This is a genomic window from Clostridium taeniosporum (assembly GCF_001735765.2).
Classification (GTDB): domain Bacteria; phylum Bacillota; class Clostridia; order Clostridiales; family Clostridiaceae; genus Clostridium; species Clostridium taeniosporum.
In genome coordinates this window covers 1,134,613-1,156,769 of record NZ_CP017253.2, presented here as the reverse complement: position 1 = coordinate 1,156,769, position 22,157 = coordinate 1,134,613, and the positions used below count along the sequence as shown (strand labels likewise).

Annotated in this window: 22 protein-coding genes; all 22 read right to left on the bottom strand. The window is 27.0% G+C overall.

From position 1 onward, the window contains the following. Positions 1-2: 2 nt before the first annotated feature. The 22 genes from der to BGI42_RS05410 all read right to left on the bottom strand — a co-directional run bounded on the left by der (position 3) and on the right by BGI42_RS05410 (position 22,141). Complete coding sequence (der, locus tag BGI42_RS05515; protein ID WP_069679368.1) at positions 3-1,319, bottom strand: ribosome biogenesis GTPase Der; 1,317 nt, start codon at positions 1,317-1,319, stop codon at positions 3-5. Beyond that, entirely contained in the window at positions 1,319-2,653 is a 1,335-nt protein-coding gene (locus BGI42_RS05510) for a DUF512 domain-containing protein (protein ID WP_069679367.1), read from the bottom strand. The genes der and BGI42_RS05510 overlap by 1 nt, the downstream gene beginning before the upstream one ends. Positions 2,654-2,842: 189 nt before the next feature. Further along, positions 2,843-3,499, bottom strand: coding sequence for a phosphate signaling complex protein PhoU (phoU, locus tag BGI42_RS05505; RefSeq protein ID WP_069679366.1), 657 nt, complete (start codon positions 3,497-3,499; stop codon positions 2,843-2,845). An 18-nt stretch (positions 3,500-3,517) separates the two neighbouring features. Beyond that, the gene (gene pstB, locus BGI42_RS05500; protein WP_069679365.1) at positions 3,518-4,267 is read right to left on the bottom strand and encodes a phosphate ABC transporter ATP-binding protein PstB; all 750 of its coding nucleotides are present in this window, start codon (positions 4,265-4,267) and stop codon (positions 3,518-3,520) included. Between the two features lie 14 nt (positions 4,268-4,281). Continuing rightward, positions 4,282-5,166 (bottom strand): phosphate ABC transporter permease PstA, encoded by an 885-nt coding sequence (gene pstA, locus BGI42_RS05495; RefSeq protein WP_069679364.1) that lies wholly within the window; start codon positions 5,164-5,166, stop codon positions 4,282-4,284. Then, entirely contained in the window at positions 5,166-6,056 is an 891-nt protein-coding gene (gene pstC, locus BGI42_RS05490; protein ID WP_069679363.1) for a phosphate ABC transporter permease subunit PstC, read from the bottom strand. Before pstC ends, pstA begins: the two co-directional genes overlap by 1 nt. Before the next feature lie 22 nt (positions 6,057-6,078). Continuing rightward, complete coding sequence (locus BGI42_RS05485; protein ID WP_069679362.1) at positions 6,079-6,969, bottom strand: phosphate ABC transporter substrate-binding protein; 891 nt, start codon at positions 6,967-6,969, stop codon at positions 6,079-6,081. 218 nt (positions 6,970-7,187) lie between these two features. Then, a complete protein-coding gene (locus tag BGI42_RS05480; protein ID WP_069679361.1) occupies positions 7,188-8,873 on the bottom strand; it encodes a HAMP domain-containing sensor histidine kinase in 1,686 nt (561 codons plus the stop codon). Next, positions 8,873-9,577, bottom strand: a complete 705-nt coding sequence (locus tag BGI42_RS05475) for a winged helix-turn-helix domain-containing protein (RefSeq protein ID WP_069679360.1) — start codon at positions 9,575-9,577, stop codon at positions 8,873-8,875. Before BGI42_RS05475 ends, BGI42_RS05480 begins: the two co-directional genes overlap by 1 nt. 11 nt (positions 9,578-9,588) lie before the next feature. Beyond that, positions 9,589-10,326 (bottom strand): peptidoglycan editing factor PgeF, encoded by a 738-nt coding sequence (gene pgeF / locus BGI42_RS05470; protein ID WP_069681033.1) that lies wholly within the window; start codon positions 10,324-10,326, stop codon positions 9,589-9,591. Between the two features lie 180 nt (positions 10,327-10,506). Beyond that, positions 10,507-10,959: a transcriptional regulator NrdR gene (nrdR, locus tag BGI42_RS05465; RefSeq protein ID WP_069679359.1), complete on the bottom strand. Its 453-nt coding sequence runs from the start codon at positions 10,957-10,959 to the stop codon at positions 10,507-10,509. 69 nt (positions 10,960-11,028) lie between these two features. Beyond that, positions 11,029-11,301 carry a YlmC/YmxH family sporulation protein gene (locus tag BGI42_RS05460; protein WP_069679358.1) on the bottom strand — a complete coding sequence of 91 codons (273 nt, stop codon included), beginning with the start codon at positions 11,299-11,301 and terminating at the stop codon, positions 11,029-11,031. 141 nt (positions 11,302-11,442) lie between these two features. Then, complete coding sequence (sigG, locus tag BGI42_RS05455) at positions 11,443-12,216, bottom strand: RNA polymerase sporulation sigma factor SigG (protein ID WP_069679357.1); 774 nt, start codon at positions 12,214-12,216, stop codon at positions 11,443-11,445. An 81-nt stretch (positions 12,217-12,297) separates the two neighbouring features. Then, complete coding sequence (sigE, locus tag BGI42_RS05450; RefSeq protein ID WP_069679356.1) at positions 12,298-13,005, bottom strand: RNA polymerase sporulation sigma factor SigE; 708 nt, start codon at positions 13,003-13,005, stop codon at positions 12,298-12,300. Positions 13,006-13,017: 12 nt separating this feature from the next. Then, positions 13,018-13,818, bottom strand: coding sequence for a sigma-E processing peptidase SpoIIGA (locus tag BGI42_RS05445; protein ID WP_069679355.1), 801 nt, complete (start codon positions 13,816-13,818; stop codon positions 13,018-13,020). A 296-nt stretch (positions 13,819-14,114) separates the two neighbouring features. Beyond that, positions 14,115-15,260 carry a cell division protein FtsZ gene (ftsZ, locus tag BGI42_RS05440; RefSeq protein WP_069679354.1) on the bottom strand — a complete coding sequence of 382 codons (1,146 nt, stop codon included), beginning with the start codon at positions 15,258-15,260 and terminating at the stop codon, positions 14,115-14,117. A gap of 13 nt (positions 15,261-15,273) precedes the next feature. Next, on the bottom strand, positions 15,274-16,527 hold the full coding sequence (gene ftsA, locus BGI42_RS05435; protein ID WP_069679353.1) for a cell division protein FtsA: 1,254 nt from the start codon (positions 16,525-16,527) through the stop codon (positions 15,274-15,276). A gap of 92 nt (positions 16,528-16,619) precedes the next feature. Then, positions 16,620-17,651, bottom strand: a complete 1,032-nt coding sequence (locus BGI42_RS05430; RefSeq protein ID WP_069679352.1) for a type IV pilus twitching motility protein PilT — start codon at positions 17,649-17,651, stop codon at positions 16,620-16,622. Between the two features lie 150 nt (positions 17,652-17,801). Beyond that, positions 17,802-18,500, bottom strand: a complete 699-nt coding sequence (sigK, locus tag BGI42_RS05425; RefSeq protein ID WP_069679351.1) for an RNA polymerase sporulation sigma factor SigK — start codon at positions 18,498-18,500, stop codon at positions 17,802-17,804. Positions 18,501-18,575: 75 nt separating this feature from the next. Then, the gene (locus BGI42_RS05420) at positions 18,576-20,138 is read right to left on the bottom strand and encodes a peptidoglycan D,D-transpeptidase FtsI family protein (RefSeq protein ID WP_069681032.1); all 1,563 of its coding nucleotides are present in this window, start codon (positions 20,136-20,138) and stop codon (positions 18,576-18,578) included. A 116-nt stretch (positions 20,139-20,254) separates the two neighbouring features. Continuing rightward, positions 20,255-21,490 carry a peptidase U32 family protein gene (locus BGI42_RS05415; protein WP_069679350.1) on the bottom strand — a complete coding sequence of 412 codons (1,236 nt, stop codon included), beginning with the start codon at positions 21,488-21,490 and terminating at the stop codon, positions 20,255-20,257. 6 nt (positions 21,491-21,496) lie between these two features. After that, positions 21,497-22,141, bottom strand: a complete 645-nt coding sequence (locus BGI42_RS05410) for an O-methyltransferase (protein WP_069679349.1) — start codon at positions 22,139-22,141, stop codon at positions 21,497-21,499. Between the last annotated feature and the right edge of the window lie 16 nt (positions 22,142-22,157).

Here is a 22,157-nt window from a genome sequence, read left to right as displayed (position 1 = left end):
TACTATTCCTTCCTTTGTCTATATTCTATTTGTATACCAGTTCCCTTAAAATCAAAACTATTTCTCAACTGATTTTCTAAATATCTTTCATAAGAAAAATGTGAAGCACTAGCATCATTAACAAAGAATACAAATTTCGGTGGCTTAGTTGCAACTTGAGTTGCATAGTATATTTTCATTCTCTTAATACCAACAACTGGTGGTTCCTTCATTAATATAGCCTGACTTATTACATCATTCAATATTCCTGTAGATACTCTCTTATTATAATTATTATAGCATTTTTTAGCTAATTCTAAAATTTTGTGAGTTCTTTGACCTGTTAAAGCTGAAATAAATAAATATTCAGCATATGGCATAAACTTTAAGTTTGTTTGTAAATCTTTCTTAAATTTATCCATAGTTTTATCATCTTTATCTATAAGGTCCCATTTATTAACAAGAACTATTATAGCCTTATTTAATTCATGAGCATAACCTATTATTTTTTCATCTTGTTCAGTTACACCTTCTTGAGCATCTATCATAAGAATGCATACATCGGCTCTTTCTATTGATGCATATGTTCTTATAACACTATATCTTTCTATTTCTTCTTTGACTTTACTCTTTCTTCTTAATCCAGCCGTATCAATTAAAATAAACTTTCCTTCATCTGTTTCCAAATAACTATCAATGGCATCTCTAGTTGTTCCAGCAACATCAGACACTATAAGTCTTTCTTCACCTAATAATTTATTTATTAAAGATGATTTTCCTACATTAGGTTTTCCAATCATAGCTATTCTTATGTATTCATCATCTTCAGCATCGGCATCAGCTCTATCAAAATGTTCAACTACTCTATCTAACATATCACCTAAACCTAATCCTTGTGATGCTGATATTGTTATTGGATCACCAATTCCTAAGTTATAAAATTCCCAGCTATTTTCTTCAAACTTTATAGAATCAATTTTATTAACTACTAACACTACTGGTTTTTTACTCTTTCTTAACATAGTAGCCACTTCTTCATCAGCAGCAGTTAACCCTTCTTTACCATCAACTATAAATACTATTACATCAGCAGTTTCTATAGCAATATTCGCTTGTCTTCTCATTTGTTTTACTATAATATCATTGTTTTCTGGTTCTATACCACCAGTATCTATCATAGTAAAATTATAATTTAACCATTCTGCTTGAGCATATACTCTATCTCTTGTTACTCCTGGAGTATCTTGTACTATAGATATTCTCTTTCCTGCTAATCTATTAAATAATGTTGACTTACCAACATTAGGTCTTCCAACTATTGCAACTATCGGTTTACCCATTAAAATTCCTCCTTATATTCATTTAATATATCAATTAAATCTTCTCCTGTGTAATCTGTAATTATCACTTTAACATCTAGAGCTTCTTCAATATCTTTAATTTTTAAATCATCTAACATTATTCTTTCACTAGAATCTGCCAATTCATATCCTTTTCTAAACATGCAATCAGCCATTAATAAATATTTAGTTCTTATTTTACCCTTTAGCTGATTTATTATGTCAGTTCCAGTTAAAAGTCCTGTTATAGTTATTGTTTCTCCAAAATAATTGTTTATTACTTTATATACATCTAGTTTTATGTTTGGATTTTTTTTCAAGATCTTATTTCTAGCTTCCATTATCTCATCATAAGCTAAAGCACCAGTAGCAATTGAAAAACTTCCTTTTGCCTTTTCATCTAAATTATCTATAGTGTCATCTATAATATCTCTAAAATATCTTACTACTCCAACTCCATCTTCTAATTGTTCATATCCATTATAAAAATCTTCATTTGGAATTTCTTTACCTGATACTATATAAAATTCATCAGACAATCTCACAAACGGTTCATTCATTTCTTTCATAAATTTATCTTGAAGCGCTTTAACCATTTCTATTTCTAGTGCTGATTGCTCTTTAGTAAATGTGTTTACATGAGCAAGTTTTTCTCTAAATTTAGTTATTCCTATAGGTACAACAGCCACACTAGCAACAAATGGATAAAGCTCATATAAATCTTCTATTGTTTTTTTTAATTCATTTCCATTATTTATTCCAGGTATACATACTATCTGAGTATTCATTGTGATTCCTGCATTCGCTAATCTTTTTAATCTATCTAGTATGTTTCCTGCAAATCTATTATTCAACATTTTCACCCTAAGTTCTGGGTTTGTTGTATGTACTGATACATTAATTGGACTTATGTGATATTTTATTATTCTATCAATATCTTCTTCTTTCATATTTGTTAAAGTAACAAAATTTCCTTGAAGAAAAGATAATCTCGAATCATCATCTTTAAAATATAAAGTTTCTCTCATCCCTGGTGGTAACTGATCTATAAAACAAAAGATACATTTATTACTGCATCTTTTAGCTTTATCCATTATACCGCCGCCAAATTCAAGCCCTATGTCTTCACCATATTCTTTTTCTACTTCTATCTCCCAAATTTCCCCATTAACTTTTTCTATCTTCAGAACTATTTCTTCATCTGCTGATAGAAATTTATAATCCATAATATCGCCTATTGGAATTTCATTAATAGATATTAAACTATCATTTACTTCTATTCCTACTTCTTCAGCAATACTATATTGTTCTACTTTTGTTATAATATTTTTCATTTTTTCACTCCTAATTATAACAGCCTATCTTCATTTATAGTACGTTTAATTATATAATAACTAATTAGTTATTGCAAACACTATATTTCAAACTAAATTTATTTGATATACTCTAAAAATAAAACTTAAAATTCTTAATTAATAAAGTATAAGGCTAGGAAATTAATTTTTCCTAGCCTTACTATGTTTTTATTCATTTAAATCCACATAAGTTCCATGTTTTGAGAAAATCGTCCATTCACATATATTGGTAACATGATCTGCTATTCTTTCTAAATATTTTATTACAAATAATAATTGAGTTCCTTGATTAATTAAATTTTCATTCTTTTTAATTTCATTTATACAAATCCCAAATAGTCTTTTATACAAATCATCTATAGCATCATCCATCTTACATATTTTATAGGCAAAATCCACATCATCTTTTATATAGGCATCTATAGATAAACTAATCATTTCTCTTACTCTTACTTCCATATCCCATAGTTCATTAATATTTTCTTTAAATACTACTTTTTCTAACCTTTTAGTTATCTTACATATATCAACTGCATGATCTGCCATTCTTTCTAAATCCGTTACTATTTTAGAAGCTGTAAAAACCCTTCTAAGATCTGTAGCTAACGGCTGTTCCATAGCAATAAACTTTATACAATCTTCTTCTATTATTTTTTGTAACTCATCCACTTTATCATCATAACCTATAACCTTATTTGCCTTAACAGAATCATTATTTTTTAAAGAAAGCATACTATCATATATTTGTTTTTCTACTAAACTTGTCATCTTTAATAGTTGATTATTAATTTCTTTTATTCTTGAATCTTGAGATTCTCTTGTCATTAATTCTCACCCTTTCACTTAACCAAATCTACCAGTTATATAGTCCTCCGTCCTCTTATCTCTTGGATTATAAAATATATCTTCCGTTTTTCCAAATTCCACAACTTCACCACTTAAGAAAAATGCTGTTTTATCAGCTATTCTTCCTGCTTGTTGCATATTATGAGTTACTATAACTACTGTATAATCTTTTTTTAACTGCTCTATTAACTCTTCTGTTTTATTAGTTGAAATTGGATCTAATGCTGATGTTGGTTCATCCATTAAAATGACTTCTGGTGATACTGCTAAAGTTCTAGCTATGCACAATCTTTGTTGCTGACCACCTGAAAGCTTCATAGCACTCTGTTTTAATCTATCTTTTGTTTCATCCCAAAGAGCTGCTCCTTTTAAACTATTCTCAACAATTTCATCTAATGTTTTTTTATTCTTAGTTCCATGAATCCTTGGACCATAAGCTATATTATCATATATAGACATTGGAAACGGATTAGGTCTTTGGAATACCATTCCAACCCTTTTTCTTAAATAAATTTCATCATATTCTTTATATATATCCTTATCTTCAAATAAAACTTCACCTTTTATTCTAACAATTTCAATTAAGTCATTCATTCTATTTAAAGTTCTTAAGAAAGTTGATTTACCACAACCTGATGGTCCTATTAATGCTGTAACTTCATTTTTATTTATATTCATATTTATATTTTTTAAGGCGTGATTCTCAGCATAATATAAATTTAAATCCTTAGTCCTTATAATACTCATCTTATTATATTCCCCTACTTTCCACCATAAGATTTCATTAATCTATTTCCTAATAGTCTTGCCAATATATTAAATAAAAGTACTGCTATTATTAATACTGCTGCTGTTCCATTAGCAATTTGAGATGCATCCACAACTATTCCTTCTGAGTTCAATTTCCATATATGGACAGCTAAAGTCTCTGCTGGCCTAAAAAGTGAAAATGCAGATTTATTTCCCACTAAGCTTATTTGATTAAAATTTAGTCTTCCAGAACTTAAACCAGCTGTATATAAAAATGCTGCTGCTTCTCCAAAAATTCTTCCAGCAGATAATATTATTCCCGTTAAAATCTCACTCATTGCTATAGGTACTGTAAGTTTTGCTATAGTTTGCCACTTGCTTGCTCCTAAACCTAAAGATGCTTCTTTTACTTTTTTACTAGCAACTTTTATTGCATTTTCAGAAATTCTAGTCATTGATGGTATATTTAAAATACTTACAGATATAGCACCTGCTAATATAGAATATCCCCACCCAGCTAAATTAACAAATACTAATAATCCAAACATACCTATAACAATAGATGGTAATGAAGATATTGTTTCAAGAGACATTCTTATGATATTAAGCATTTTTCCTTCATTAGCATATTCTGCTAAATATATTCCTGCGCCTATACCTATTGGTACTGTTATTGATAATGAAATAATAAGCATATAAAATGAATTAAACAATTGTGGGCCTATTCCTCCACCTGAACCTGTTAATTTAGGTTTTCCAAACAAAAATGAAGGTTTTATCATCTTTCCTCCTTTATATAAAATATAAAGAATAAACACTCCTAATAAAGCTACTATAAATATGCTTATAATATAAAATACTACAGTAGCTATTTTATCAACCTTTTTAGCATCCATTACACAGCGCTCCTTTTTTCTATCTTTCTAACTATAACTATAAAAACAAATGAAATGATAAGTAATATTAATGCTAATGTCCATAAAGCATCATTCCACATTGTTCCACCTACTGTATTTGCCATATCCATTGTTATAATACTAGTTAAAGTAGACATTGAAGAAAGAAGTCCATCTGGTAATTTAACAGTATTTCCAATTACCATTTGTACTGCAAGAGCCTCACCAAATGCTCTTGCTATACCTAAAACTACACCTGTTAAAATCCCTGTCTTAGCTCCTGGTACTATTACTCTTCTTATTGTTTGCCATCTAGTTGCACCCAATCCATAAGAAGCTTCTATATGATTATTAGGTATATTCTTTATTGCATCTATGGCTAAAGTAGCAATAGTAGGTAAAATCATTAATGATAAAACTAATATACCTGCTAAAAGAGAAAATCCCATTCCGCCAACATTGTTCTTTATAAATGGTACTAATACTGATATACCAACCCATCCATAAACTACTGATGGTATTCCAACTAATATCTCTAATGATGGTTTAATTACTTTATTTCCAAACTTACTAGAAATGATGTTAGTAAAAATAGCTAGTGCAATTGCAATAGGAGAACTTAAGATTACAGCTCCTATTGATACACATGTAGAACCTAAGATGAATGCTAAAGCTCCAAAGGAAGGCTGTTCCCTATTTGGTTGCCAATTATCTTTAAACAAAAATCCACTTATGCTATATCCATTTTGGGTAAATGATTTAATTCCTTTTGAAACTATAAATACTAATATCAAACATGTAATTATTATTATTAATATTCCACATAAAGTTGCAAAACCTTGACCCAAATATTCATTTTTAAGCCTTTCCTTAAAACTTCTATTTTTCATCTTTTAATCATCCTTTAAATTATTATTTTTCTTTTATTTCAGATCCTGGAATAAATCCTAGATTTTCTATACTTTCTTTATTTTCTTCACTTGTTATAAAGTTTATAAATTCTTTACTTAATCCTTCTGCTTCGCCTTTTGTATACATATGTCCCCATGACCAGAAAGGATAATTTCCATCTCTTATATTTTCCTTTTCTGCTGATACGCCATCAATATTAGCAACTTGTAAAGTTTCTTTAGCCTCAGCTGTATTCATATACGAAAGAGCTAAATAACTTATTGCTCCATCATTTTGCTTCATCGCAGTAAGAACTGCACCATTTGAGTCTTGAACTGCACCCAAAGAATCATTTTCTAATGATTTATCTCCATCTAATACCTTATTTTCAAACGTACCTCTTGTTCCAGAACCTGATTTTCTATGAATTAAAAAAATTTCTTTATCTTCACCACCAACATCTTTCCAATTTGTTATCTTTCCTGAAAATATTCCTTTTATTTGGTCTTTACTTAAATTTGTAATTCCTAATGATTTATTCACAACAATTCCAAAACCTTGAGCTATAACTTTATGATCTACTAATTCTTTTGCTTGTGATTCATCCAATTTTTCTTCCGCAAATATATCTGAATTTCCAATATCAACTGTTCCTTCTAATACTTGTGTCAAACCTGTTCCTGATCCACCTGCTTGCGCACTTATTTCAGAATCTGGATTTATTTCATTAAATTTTTCAATTGATTGTTCCATCAATGGTAACAATGCTGATGATCCGCTTACTGTTATTGAACTACTTACGTTACTTCCTACATTATCTTTATTATTTTGAGAACCACATCCTACCATGCTTCCTCCAATCATAGTTATTAATAATGTACTAACTATAAGTTTTAAAGTATTTTTTTTCATATAAAATTCCTCCAATAACTTTTTTATAATCTTAAATAACTCTGTTATATTTATAATATAACCAGTAAGTTAAGCTATTATTAGATTAAAGTTAATTTATATTACAAATGTGTTAAATGAATTTAACATTAAAATATTACAACTTATAATTAATTTTGAGCAAAATAAAATAAGCTAAAAAATAAAATTTTCAGCTTATTTTATTAATTTAATATATCTTAAATATATTTTATTTTTACTTTAAATGTACTTCCTTTACCTAATGTACTTTTAACCTCTATATCTCCATTAAATGTTTTAACTATATGCTTTACAATAGCTAAACCTAAACCTGTTCCACCTTTTTTTCTTGATTTATCAACTCTATAAAATCTTTCAAATATTCTTGGTAAATCTTCTTTTGGAATGCCTATTCCATTATCAATAACTTCTAAATAATAATACCGTTCTTTACTATAACTCATTACTTGAACACTTGAATTATTATCAGAATATTTTATAGCATTTTCCACTAAATTTAAAGTTAATTGATAAAATTTATCCTTGTCACCTAAAATAAGTTCTTGATTATCATCTTTAAAAATTAAATTTATTTTTTTATTATTAGCAATTTTTCTTACCATATTTATACTATCTTCAATTATAGGTTTAGGTAAAAATTCTTCATTTTGACTTGATACATTACTTTCAATATTAGATAACACTAAAATATCACTTATTAATCTTGATAACCTTTCAGCTTCTTTGTCTATTATATTTAAAAATTTTTCTCTAGTTTCATCATCTTTTACATATCTTAATGTTTCAGCAAACCCTTTTATGGATGTTAATGGTGTTTTTAATTCATGAGAAACATTTGCAACAAATTGTGTTCTCATAAGTTCGAGCTTTTTTATATCAGTTATATCTTGTATAGTTATAACTTTTCCTATTATATCTATTCCATTTATTATATTTGATTTCTTAATTTTTAAATCTCGTTCTACAGGACGAAGTATTTTTATTTCCTTATCTATTTCATAGTCCTCTTCTAAAAAAGTATTTATATCATAATCAGAAATATATTCAATTACAGATTTGCCTACAATATTTCGTCTTATACCAAATATCCTTTCAGCATAAGGATTAATAGATATTACTACATTATCATTATCTACTGCAATAACTCCGCTTTCCATACTTCTTAATATAGACTCAATTCTATTTTGTTTATCAACTATCTCATAAATCTTCATTTGAAGTTGATCGGCCATATTATTAAAACTTTCTCCTAAATTTCCTATCTCATCTTTACTACTAACCTTAACTCTTATTTTATAATCTCCATTAGCCATTTTATGCGTTACTGATTCTAGATCTTTTATAGGTTTAATAATCATTTTTATTAATTTTAAATATAATGATATAGAGAGAAACATTACAACCATTATTATACCTATACAATATTTTATATTTTTATTTTGAAGAGTCTTGGACATATCTATTGGAACTGAACTTACCACTATTTTATTTTCATTTATTTTTGTTGCATAATATATTAAATTTAAATTTCCATCTTCATTATATTTAGTTGCTGAGCCTTCTCCTTTTTCTAGAGCTTCTTGAAACTCCTTGTTGTCCTTATAACTACTTCCATATTCATTTTCAGTATTATATATTATATTTCCATTTTCATTAAGTAGTTTAAATCTAACAGTTATATTATTTATTTTTATATCAGTAAAATCTTGTTTCTTTAATATTTCTAAGTTATCTAACTTACTAATAAGTAAATTAAAATTTCTAAGTTCATTTTTTGTGTCTCTAATTTGTTGAACATTGCTTAACAATACAAAAAAAGAAGTTAATATTATTAATGCAAAAAATACTGTTGTCATTGATGATATCAATATTTTTTTCTTCATTATTCATTAATTGGGTTAAATCTATAACCTACTCCTCTAATAGTTTCTATGAACTTAGGATTTTTATCATCTTCTTCTATCTTTTTTCTTAAATATCTTATATGTACATCTACCGTTCTTGTTTCTCCTATATACTCATATCCCCATATTTTATCTAGTAAAGTTTCTCTTTTAAGAATTTTCCCTCTATTTTTTATTAATATTTTTAAAAGATCAAATTCCTTCAAAGTTAATTCTATCTTTTTATCATTAATAAATACCTCATGTCTTTCAAAATCTATTTTAAATCCTTGAGACTCATATATATTACTTTCAAACTCTGAACTTGGATAAGCTCTTCTAAGAACTGCTTTAACCCTTGCCAATAACTCTCTTACTGAAAAAGGCTTTGTTATATAATCATCCGCCCCCAACTCTAAACCTAATATTTTATCAATTTCTTCACCTTTTGCTGTTAGCATTATTATTGATATCTTTTGTGTTTCTTTATCTTTTTTTATTTCTTTACAAACATCAAAACCATCTAAACCTGGAAGCATTAAGTCAAGCAATATTAATTTAGGTTTTTCTTCTTTGGCTAATTTTAGTGCATCTAATCCATTATTTGAAGAAATTATCTTGTATCCAGCATTAATTAAATTAAATCTTAATAATTCTATTATATGTTCCTCATCATCAACTATTAGTATTTTCTCATCAGACATAACCATTCTCCTTAATCTAAAATTATGAAACTAAACATCCTACCATAAGATCCATTTGATTTTCTATATGAATGTAATTTAATTTCTTTACTACAATGTGTACATAATTCTAATATATTAATATTCTCTTCTTTTACACCAGAATTTCTTAAATCATCTAGTATGCATTCCTGCAAGCTTAAATTTCTTTTATTAAACATATCTTCCTTATTAATATTTTTCTTTTTATTTAAAAATTTTTCTTTTAACTCTTCTGATACTTCATAACAACACTTTCTAATATGAGGACCTATATAAGCTTTAATATTATTAGAATTACAATTAAACTTACTTTGCATTTTTTCTATTGTTTTTAAAGTAATACTTTCATATGTGCCTCTCCATCCACTATGAATAGCTGCACATACTTTTTTTACCTCATCTATTAATATTATAGGAACACAATCTGCTGTAAAAGCTCCAACAATAACATTTTTATTATTTGTTACTATTGCATCTCCCTCTTCATTATTAATATTCTCATTATTATAAATTAATATTTTATCACTATGTACTTGATTTAAATATACTATTTCATTTGCTTTAAATCTAGATTTTAGCGATTCTAATTCATCAATTCCTTCTTCAGTATTTCTGTTAAAACTTCTATTAAATTCTGCATTTGTAAACACTATTCTAGCAGTATTTTTTAACTTTATTATAATAAAATCTTCTATTTTCTCTATTTTATTTAAATCTATTTTATTCAGCATTATCACTCCTAAATTACATTTTAATTTTATCATCTTTAAACTTTATATTAATTGCATTAACTTAAATTTAACATTAATGTAACATTCATATAATATAAACTTATATCTATATACAAAAAGGACTTGAAAGTTAAATACATACATTCAAAATCCTTCTTACAATAACATTTTTAATTTTTAATTAACTACTAAATTTTTAATTTCTTCTAGAAAAGTATTTATATCCTTAAACTGTCTATAGACAGAAGCAAATCTTACATATGATATTTCATCAACTTTTTTAAGTTTATCCATAACCATTTCACCTATATCTTTAGATGCTATTTCAGTAACCATTCTATTAGAGATTGATTTTTCTATTTCATAAGCTATATCTTCTATTTGCTTTCTTGATACTGGTCTTTTTTGACAAGCAATAATAAGACCGTTAATAATTTTTTCCTTATTAAAATTCTCTCTAGTCAAATCTTTTTTAACTACCAAAACTGGAAAATCTTCTATCTTCTCATACGTAGTATATCTTTTATTACACTTTAAGCATTCCCTTCGTCTTCTAATTGTAGTATTATCATCTGTTGCTCTAGAATCCACAACCTTACTTTCTTGAAAATTACAAAATGGACATTTCACTTTAATCACCTCTTTTACTTTAGTAAAAAGTATTTATAATTTTATTATATATAGTTTTTATTATGATTACTACCCATTATTATAATCATAACTTTGAATATTATCTGTTTTCACTAATATAACATCTACTCCAACTTTTACTATATCATCCCATTTAACTTCTATTTCTTCATCTTTCAAAAACCAAGATTTCATAGTTGTTCCTGGTAAAATTAATGAAATTATCTTATTATCATCACAATCCACTTTAAAATCTTTTACAAATCCAAGTTTACGTCCTGTAGATATATCTATTATCTCCATAGATCTCATGGCATTAAGCGAATACATTTCTGCCTCCATAGTTATCCCCCTATCTGTAAAACTAATACTTTTATCTGTTTCTTTTATATATTTATATGTAGGATAACTTTACTTAATTACTTATATAATAAAAACTGATATTTATTAAATATCAGTTTTATTATATCATATACCCTAATTTTAAACATGTTTTCTCATATGCTTCAAAGCTGTTTTTTCAAGTCTAGATACTTGTGCTTGAGAAATTCCAATTTCATCTGCAACTTCCATTTGAGTTCTTCCTCTGAAAAACCTTAAATTTAGAATTAATTTTTCTCTATCAGTTAGCTTTTTCATCGCTTCCTTTATGGATATATTTTCAAGCCAACTTTCATCTGTATTTTTAGAGTCACTTATCTGATCCATAACAAATATTGCATCTCCACCATCATGATAAATTGGTTCAAATAAAGATACTGGATCTTGTATTGCATCTAAAGCAAATACAACCTCTTCTCTCGGTAATTCTAATTCTTTAGCAATTTGAGATATAGTCGGCTCTTTATTATTGTCTTTTATAAATTTATCACGTACTATTAATGCTTTATACGCAATATCTCTTAAGGACCTGCTAACTCTTATAGAATTATTATCTCTTAAATATCTTCTAATTTCTCCTATTATCATAGGCACTGCATAAGTTGAAAACTTAACATTTTGTGATAAATCAAAATTATCTATAGATTTCATTAAACCAATACATCCTACTTGAAATAGATCATCAACATTTTCTCCTCTATTATTAAATCTTTGAATGACACTAAGTACTAATCTTAGGTTGCCTTTTATAAAGGCTTCTCTAGCACTTAAATCTCCTTTTTTTAATGCTAAAAGAAGTTGTTTCTTTTCTTTTTCTTTAAGTACTGGAAGTTTAGAAGTATTAACCCCACATATTTCCACCTTGTTAATAATCATAAGTACCAACCCTTTCGGAAGTAATAATCTGCTGCATTAAAGATTATCTCCGATAGACCTTGCTTTTATACTAAAGACAAGCTAAATCATTTTACTTATTTCTTTTTTTAACCTCTTAATTATTTTTTTCTCCAATCTTGAAATATAAGATTGAGATATTCCAAGCATATCTGCAACTTCTTTTTGAGTCTTTTCCCTTGTTCCATTTAACCCAAATCTAAGCCTTACAATTTCTTTTTCTCTATCATTTAAAATTTTAAGTGCCATTAATAACAATTGCTTATCAACTTCATCCTCAATTAAATTATACACTTCATCATTTTCAGTTCCTAAAATATCGGATAACAATAATTCATTTCCATCCCAATCTATATTTAAAGGTTCATAAAATGAAATTTCTGCTTTTATTTTACTGTTTCTTCTTAAATACATTAAAATTTCATTTTCTATACATCTAGATGCATAAGTTGCCAATTTTATTTTTTTCTCTGGATTAAAAGTATTTACTGCTTTTATAAGTCCAATAGTTCCTACTGAAATTAAATCCTCTACATGAACACCTGTATTTTCAAACTTTCTTGCTATATAAACAACTAATCTTAAATTTCTTTCAATCAAAATACTTCTTATGCTTTCATCTCCATGCATAAGATTATTCACTAAAGTTTCTTCTTCATCCTTTGTTAATGGTGGTGGAAGTGCATCGCTACCACCTACATAATATAACTTCCTTCTAAATAACTTAAACTTAGATAATAACTTATTTAAAAATAAAATAATTCGTCTCATAATACACCTCTCTTATATTACTCCTCTTGATAACAATGCGTTAAAATCATTTTCTCTACTTAATTTTTCATTGCATGGACATATAATAGCATCTACTTCACTATAAAATCTTTCACCTTTTATTTTTATTGATTCTACCTTTATTCCTTTTAAATTCCCCCCATAACCTATAGCACTATATGGTATATAATAAGTATCATTTCCGTTAAAATCTATCGTGCTTATAAAATCTTTTTCTATTAAAATACATGGAAGATTACTAATAGGTTCTCTTAATTCATTTCCTGTATCTAAAAAACTTTTTATATCATAAACCTTATCTGATACTTTAAACTGTATATTAAATTTAAAATTATTTATCATTAATTTATTTTTAATATATTCTATTAATCTATTAAAAAACATATATATTATCATTCCACCTAATATTAAATACTTAATTGAATACTTACTTATTTCAAAACTTTGTCCTATAAAATATTGGTTCTGATTTATTGAAAATAAAAAACATAATCCACTTAATGTAAATGTTAAGAGTAAAAATATACTCATAGCTTTAATTGTATTGATAATACCCTGTTTTCTATAACTTATCTTAATCATTATATATAAAACTATTATTCTGCAAGGAAATGAAGTTAATATATTTAAATTAGGAAATAATAGTACAATCGTATACAGCGCTCCTATAAAACCTGAGCATATTAATAGAATATCTTTAACTTTATATTTTAATATTTTCATTGTAAGTATCATAAGAAATAAATTAACTATAAAATTTTCTAAAATTAAAATATCTATATATACCTCCATACAAATCCCCCTGTTGAGTTCTATTATAGACTTGTATCACTTAAAAATTTGTCATAATAACATACGATTTTATCATTTTCAGGACATAACTTTTTACATATATTTACATTTGTTTTTTAATAGTCAATAATGCTTTTATATTTTATCAATTAGTTCATTTAATTGTGCAATATAAATAAATTAATTTAATAAAAAGTAATAACATGTATTAAAAGAATAAAATTTGTATAAAAAAAGCATGAAAGATCAATTAATCTTTCATGCTAAAATCACTATAATTTATGAAATACTAAACATTAATGTTTTTTAGTTCTTCTTAAAAAAACAGGTATATCTAATAAGTCATCATCATCAAAATTCTTTTCTTCTTTTGGTTTTTCTGCAGTTGCTGCAACTTCTGTTGCAGAATTACTAGCTTGTGTTGCAACCTCTTCTTTTTGAACCTGGTTAACTTTGTTTATTACTTCCGAAGGAGCAATGTTATTATTTGGTGCTTCAAATCCTGTAGCTATAACTGTAATTCTAATTTCCTCATTAAGTGTTTCATCAATTACAGCACCTACTATTATGTTTGCATCTGGATCTACTGCTTCTCGCACTACATCTGCTGCATCATAAACTTCTAATGCACCTAAGTCCACTCCACCTGTAAAGTTTATTATTACATCTGTTGCACCTTCAATTGAAGTTTCTAATAATGGAGATGAAATTGCTTGATGAACTGCATCCTGTGTTCTGTTATCTCCACTTCCAAAACCTACTCCCATATGAGCTAATCCCTTATTAAGCATAACAGCTTTTATATCTGCAAAGTCTGCATTAATTACCCCTGTAATAGTAATTAAGTCGGAAATTGCCTGTACCCCTTGTCTTAATACATCATCAGCTAATTTAAATGAATCTAATAATGTAGTTTTCTTGTCTGCCATTCTAAGTAATCTTTCATTCGGAATAATTACCAATGTATCTACTTTTTGTTTTAATGTTTCTATTCCCATTTCTGCATGTCGCATTCTTCTTTTACCTTCAAATGGGAAAGGTTTTGTAACTACACCTACAGTTAATATTTCCATAGACTTAGCTATTTCTGCAACTATTGGAGCAGCACCTGTACCAGTTCCGCCACCCATTCCTGCAGTTATAAATACCATATTAGCACCTTTTATTGCAGCTGAAATTTCTTCTCTACTCTCTTCTGCAGCTTTTTTTCCTATTTCAGGATTAGCTCCTGCGCCTAATCCTTTCGTTAACTTTTCTCCAATTTGAATCTTTTGATCTGCATGTGAAAGCATCAATGCTTGTTTATCAGTATTAATAGCTATGAATTCTACATTTTTTAAACCCTCTACTATCATTCGATTTACAGCATTACTACCGCCGCCTCCGCAGCCTATTACTTTTATATTAGTTAATTCTTGAATATCCCCATCAAAATCTAACAAAATAACTCCTCCTTTAGAAAATTCCCTCTAAAAAATCTCTGACTTTCTTTAAAACACTCTTCTTTGTATTGTTGTCTAAATTTTCAGCATAATCTTTACTTATAACAACATCATTAATCTCTTGTGAATTTTTATACTCATATGAAATTAAATCTAAATTATCATAAACTTCCTTAACTACAGCTAATGCTGTTATGTTTTCAGGATTTTTTATTCCCAAATCATCCTTTGTCATAACTGTAGTCGGAATTTTAAAAATGTCATTAACGAAATTGCTTATATTCTCAAAATAATTTAATCCACTACCATATAAAATTATACTACAAATTCTATCATAATGACCAGTGTTTTTTAACTCTCTGTTAATATAATTTAGTATTTCTTCAATTCTAGCATTAATAACTTCATAAAATAATGATTTTGATATCTTTAACGTTCCAACTTCTATTTCGTCCGATATCTTATTATCTTTATATAAAGTTTCATAATTGCTAGAATAAATCATCTTTATATTTTCAGCTTCTGTGAATGAAAGTTCACCACAAATTGCTAAGTCTTTAGAAATATTGCTTCCACCTAAAGGTATACTACCAATATATTTAGGAATTCCATTACTAAATATTACTATATCTGTGTGTCCTGCACCTATATCTACTAAAGCTTTATCTCCCATATCATCTTCTGTTAAAAATATTTGTTTACCACATAATATATTCAACTTTATAGATGTAAGCTTGTAATTAGTACCTTTAAACACATCATAGTATTTAGTAATTTCATCTTTTAAACCTATTACTAATGTTAAATTTACATCTAATTTATTGCCTCTCCAATTTAATATATCTTTATGTAAAACTCTTCCATCTAAGATATAAAAATTAATTAAACTATCAATTAGAATTTCGTTGTTTCCAATAGAAGTAGCACCCTTGGCTTTTTTTAAAGCTTCTTTTATATCTTCATTTTTAACAATTCCATCTACTAGTGATACAGAAACTGTTACTTCTGTTATTCTAATATTTCTAGTAGATATTCCTGCTGAAATATTTAATATTTTTCTACCTGTTTTATCTTCTAAATCTTTTAAAAGAGCTTTTAAAATTTCGCGACATTTATCAACATCTTTAATTATTCCTTTTTCAATCCCTTTAGACTTACAATGTTTAACACCAAGTATTTGCATATCCTCTTCATCTTTTTTTGCTGCAAGAGAAGCTGATAGCTTCTTACTTCCAAAATCTATTGATGCAATTATTTCCTCTTGCATTGTTTTATTTCTTACCTCCTTGCAGAAAAGTATACTATTTATTTTTTATATTCAACATAGCAATTCAAAATCCTTTTAATTACTCATTAAAATTAATTATTATTTGCTCTCCACTTCATATACTCTTCTTTAACTATTATATTTTCATTAACTAATCTTTTCAAATCCATATCAATAGTTTGCATGCCATACTTAGCTCCCATTTGAATAAAACTATCTATTTGTTCATAATTTCCTTCTCTTATTAAATTTTTAATACTATTTGTACAAGTCATAATTTCTAATGCAGCTGTTCTACCAGTACCTGTAGAATTAGGTAATAAAATCTGTGATATAACCCCTCTCAATAACGAGGAAAGTTGCACTTTAATTTCATTTTGTTCTTTACTGTCAAAAGAATTTATTATTCTATAAATACTATTAGCAGCTCCCATTGTATGAAGTGTTGAAAATACTAAATGTCCTGTTTGAGCTGCTCTTAATGCTACTTCTATTGTTTCAGTATCCCTCATTTCTCCAATCAATATAACATCAGGATCTTGTCTCAGTGCTGCCCTTAATCCCATAATATAGCTCTTAGTATCTTGACCAATTTCCCTTTGATTTATTATTGACTTATTATTTGCATAAATATATTCAATAGGATCCTCTAGTGTTATTATGTGCTTTTCTTTAGTATTATTAATTTCATTTATCATTGCTGCAAGTGTTGTACTTTTACCTGATCCTGTCGGGCCTGTTACTAGTACTAATCCGTCATTTAATTTAGTAAAATCTTTTAATATCTGTGCACTACTTATATCAGTAATCTTAGGTATGCGTTGTTTTATTACTCTCAAACAAATTGAATAACCACCTCTACATTTATATGCATTAACTCTAAAATTCCCCATACCTTTAGGTTGATATTTTAAATCAATATCTCCCTTTTCTAAAAATTCATTAAATCTTTTAGGTTCCAATTCTTTAATATATTCACATACTGTTTCATGGCTAATTTCCAAATTATTAACACTTTTTAAATTACCATCTATTCTAATCATTAGAGGTAACCCAGAAGAAATATGAATATCAGAAACATTATCTAAATTAATACTTTTAATCAGTTTATCGATATTTGCCAAACTTATTCCTCCACTAAATATTAAAATATATTTCATAAAAATATTATTAAAAATAATACTATTATAATAAGATTAACATATTTCCTAATATAATTAATAGTTTTTTATATTAAAATAAGGTGTGCTTTTTAGCTACACCTTATTTTAATTTTAAATTTTCCCAAATAGTTCTTTTTTTAATTTCTTTAAAGCTTTTTTTTCTATTCTAGATACATAAGAACGAGAAATTCCTAATGTGCCTGCTATCTCTCTTTGAGTTTTTCTATTTCCATCTATTAATCCATATCTCATTATAAGTATTGTACTTTCTCTTTTAGTTAAACAATCTTTAATTTTTTTATAAAGATCTTTAATCTGCAAGTTATTTTCTACTTTTTCCAAAACCGAATCATTATCACTACTTAATATGTCGATAAGACAAATTTCATTTCCTTCTTTATCTACACCAATAGGATCTTGAAGATATACTTCACTTCTTTGTTTTTTATTATTTCTAAACAACATTAAGATTTCATTTTCTATGCACCTAGAGGCATAAGTAGCAAGCCTAGTACCCTTATCTGAATTAAATGAATCAATTGCTTTAATCAACCCAACAGTTCCGATAGAGATTAATTCATCTATATCTTTATTGGGAAAAGAATATTTCTTTACTATATGTGCTACCAGTCTTAAGTTTCTTTCAATTAAAACACCCTTTGCTGTCTTATCTCCATCTTTAAGTCTCTTTAAGTATTCTTCCTCTTCACTCTCATTAAGTGGGTTGGGAAATGTATTTCCACTACTTATATATCCAGTTAAAAATAGTGTATTACATATCAATTCTATGAAACCATTTAATACAAACACCTTTTTCCTCCATAACAGTGCTTGATATTATAATATGTTTGAAATTAAAAAAAGTTGCTTATTTATTTAATTATATTATTTATTATTTAAAGTTTTTACTATATCTCTAAATATAGGTGCAGCTGTATCTCCTCCTCCAAGCTCTACATCAGTCCCCAAATTTTGAGACTCTATGTTAGGTACAAAGACTAGCATAGTATATGTCTTATTATTGAAATTAAAATATCCTACAAACCATCCATGAGTATTTCCATCGCTAGAAGTGGCTGATCCTGTTTTTCCTCCTATATTGAAATTTGGTATATACGCCTTTATTCCAGTACCCTTTAAAACTACTTCTTTCATTGCATCTTTTACTAATCTAGATGTTATTTCACTATAGATTTTTTTTCTATCACTTTTAAACTCTTTTACTGCGTTATCATCTTTATCCAAAATACTTTCTACTAAATAAGGCTTTACATAAACCCCATTATTAACTATAGTATTAACAGCTCCTAACATTTGAATTGGCGAAACATTCATACATTGTCCTATTGATATATTATTCATTCCCGCTTCCTCTTTGGGCTGTATTCCTGATGTTTCGTTTTTGTTTTCACCTTCTAAATTTAACACCCTACTATATAACCCTTGTTTTTTAGAATATTCCATTAATTTATCATATCCAACTAAAGAACCTATTTTTCCAAATATATCATTACATGATTTAACCAATGCGTTTCTCACTGTTAAAGTTCCATGATTAACCCTGCATATATTACTATTGCATGTAAATATATCATTTACATTAACTAATCCCATTTCTAGAGCTGAAGCCAATGTAATTATTTTATATATTGAACCAGGTTCATAGCCTATTTCTTGTATACCCAAATTTATATTAGCTGCACTTTCATCTTTTTGTACCAAAGCTCTTATTTTTCCAGTATCACTTTCTAAAATACTTACCCCAACATTTTTCAAATATTTATATTCATCTTTTTCAAGAACACTTCTTATTTTATCTTCTATATCTTTATCAATAGTCAATTTTAAATTTTTATTATCTTTATTTATATTTACACTTTGTTTAGCATATACAGATTTATCATTTAAATAAAAATTCTTTTTAGGTAAATCATTATTTTTTAAATATTCTTTTAACTCATATTGTAAAGATCCTTCTATTTGATTTTCATCTAAAATATCAGATAAAAAACTACTAACACTCCAAGCTTTTTTAGTGTCTACTTTGTCAGAAACATATGTATATATTCCCTTTATATTTTTAAGTTTATTTATCTTGTTATATGTTTCCTCGGAAATATTATAATAAATTTTTCCTTGAGATTTCATTATTTCAGAGTAATTAAACTCTGGTTTTTCAGATTTCATTATAAAATTCAATGCCATTAAGTCTTCTAATGTTTCTTCATAATTATTTAAACTAAAAGGTTTAATATCTATAACTAAAATATATTTTTTATCATACTTCATCAAATCTTTTCCATTAGTATCTAAAATCATATATTTTATATCACTTATATTTTCCATCTGATGATTTTGATAAGATACCTGTACTTTTTCTGACGGATGTACCTGTAGAACATATAATCTCATAGTTAAAACTATTATTAGTGTAATAAAAAAAGCCATAACTTGTAACAATCTTTTTTTCCTATTATATTTATCAGTAAAAATACAAAACACCTCTCTTCAGCTTAAATTTTAGCCTTAGATAAGGTGTTTTATTCAATATATAATATTTTATTTTATAATGATAGTACTTTATTAGATTTTACTAACATATCGTTCTTTTGTAACGGTTCATCTACTTTAACCGTAAATGTCATATGCGCTCTATTAGCAACATTAGTTTTTACATTTTTCTCTGCATCAAACATATCTAAAAGTTTAACTTTAAAATATGGAGTATGCGGTCTTAGTACTTCTACTTCATCATTTTCAAAAACTCTATTTTTTTGAAGTATTGTAGCTGTCTTAGTTTCTGGATTATAATCTTTAACCATACCTACAATGTCATAATCTCTTACATAAGATGATTCATCATAATTTTGTTCACCCATTCTACCTAAAAAGAAACCAGTATGGTATTTTCTATGACTTATTTTATTTAATGTATCCATCCATTCTTCTTTGAATTCGTAGTTTTGTGGATCCTCATAGTAACTATCTAAAGCTTCTCTATAAGCTTTCACAACAGATGCCACATAAAATTCGCTCTTCATTCTACCTTCTATTTTAAATGAATATATTCCACTTTGTACAAGTTCAGGTATATATTTAATCATACATAAATCCTTAGAATTCATTATATATGTACCATCTTCATCTTCAATTACTGGATAATACTCTCCTGGTCTTGTTTCTTCCATAAGATAATACTTGTATCTACATGCATTTGAACATACACCTTTATTAGCATCTCTTCCAAGCATATAATTAGATATTAAACATCTTCCTGAATAAGATATACACATTGAACCGTGAACAAAAGCTTCTATATCACAATCTTCTGGAATATTAGATGTTATTGTTTTTATCTCATTAAAAGTTAATTCTCTTGCTAATACAACTCTTTTTACTCCTAAATCATACCAAAATTTAGTTGCTACCCAATTAACAGTATTAGCTTGAGTACTTAAATGTATTTCAAAATCTGGTGCTACTTCTTTTGCTATAGCAATCAATGAAGGATCTGCTACAATAATTGCATCAACACCTAATTCATATAAACTTTTAATATATTCTCCAGCACCTTTAAGATCAGGATTTCTTGCAAAAACATTTAATGTTACATATACTTTTTTACCTCTATCGTGGCAGTATTTTATTCCCTCTGCCATTTCTTCATTAGTAAAGTTATTTGAAAATGCTCTTAAATTAAGTTTTCCTCCACCTAAATATACAGCATCAGCACCAAAATCTATTGCAATTTTTAATTTTTCTAAATTTCCAGCTGGTGCTAAAATTTCTGGTTTTCTCATTTTAAATTACCTCCTTTTTGTCACTGCAATACCATCACCCATAGGTATTACTGTTGTTATTAATTCTTTATCACTATTTACCATATCTAAATATGTTCGCATTCTTTTTACTATGGTTATCTTTCTTCTCTTAACAAGTTCATCAGATGCCACCATACCTCTAAATAAAACATTATCTGCTATAATAATTCCATCTTGCTTTAATAATCTTAAACAATTTGGAAGAAAATGATTATAATGTCCCTTACCTGCATCCATAAATATTAAATCAAAAGATTCTTCTAATCTCTCTAAAACCTCAAGACAATCTCCTTGTTCTATCTTAATCTTGTCTTCTAAATTAAACTTTTGCAAATTTAATTTAGCAAGTTCTATCATTTTTTCATCTCTTTCAATAGTTATAATATCTGGATTAGTAGTTGCTGATTCATACATTAATATAGATGAAAAACCTATTGCTGTACCAAGTTCTAAAATTCTAAGTGGTTTCTTCATATTTACCATAAATTCTAAAAATACCCCTGTTTCCTTTTGAACTATAGGAACTCCATTTTCTCTTGCAAAATCTTCTATTTCTTTTAGTATTCCTTTTCTTTCAGGAATTAGACCTCTTATATAATCTTCCATATAATCATATGTAATTTTACTCATTTAAATCCTCCATATT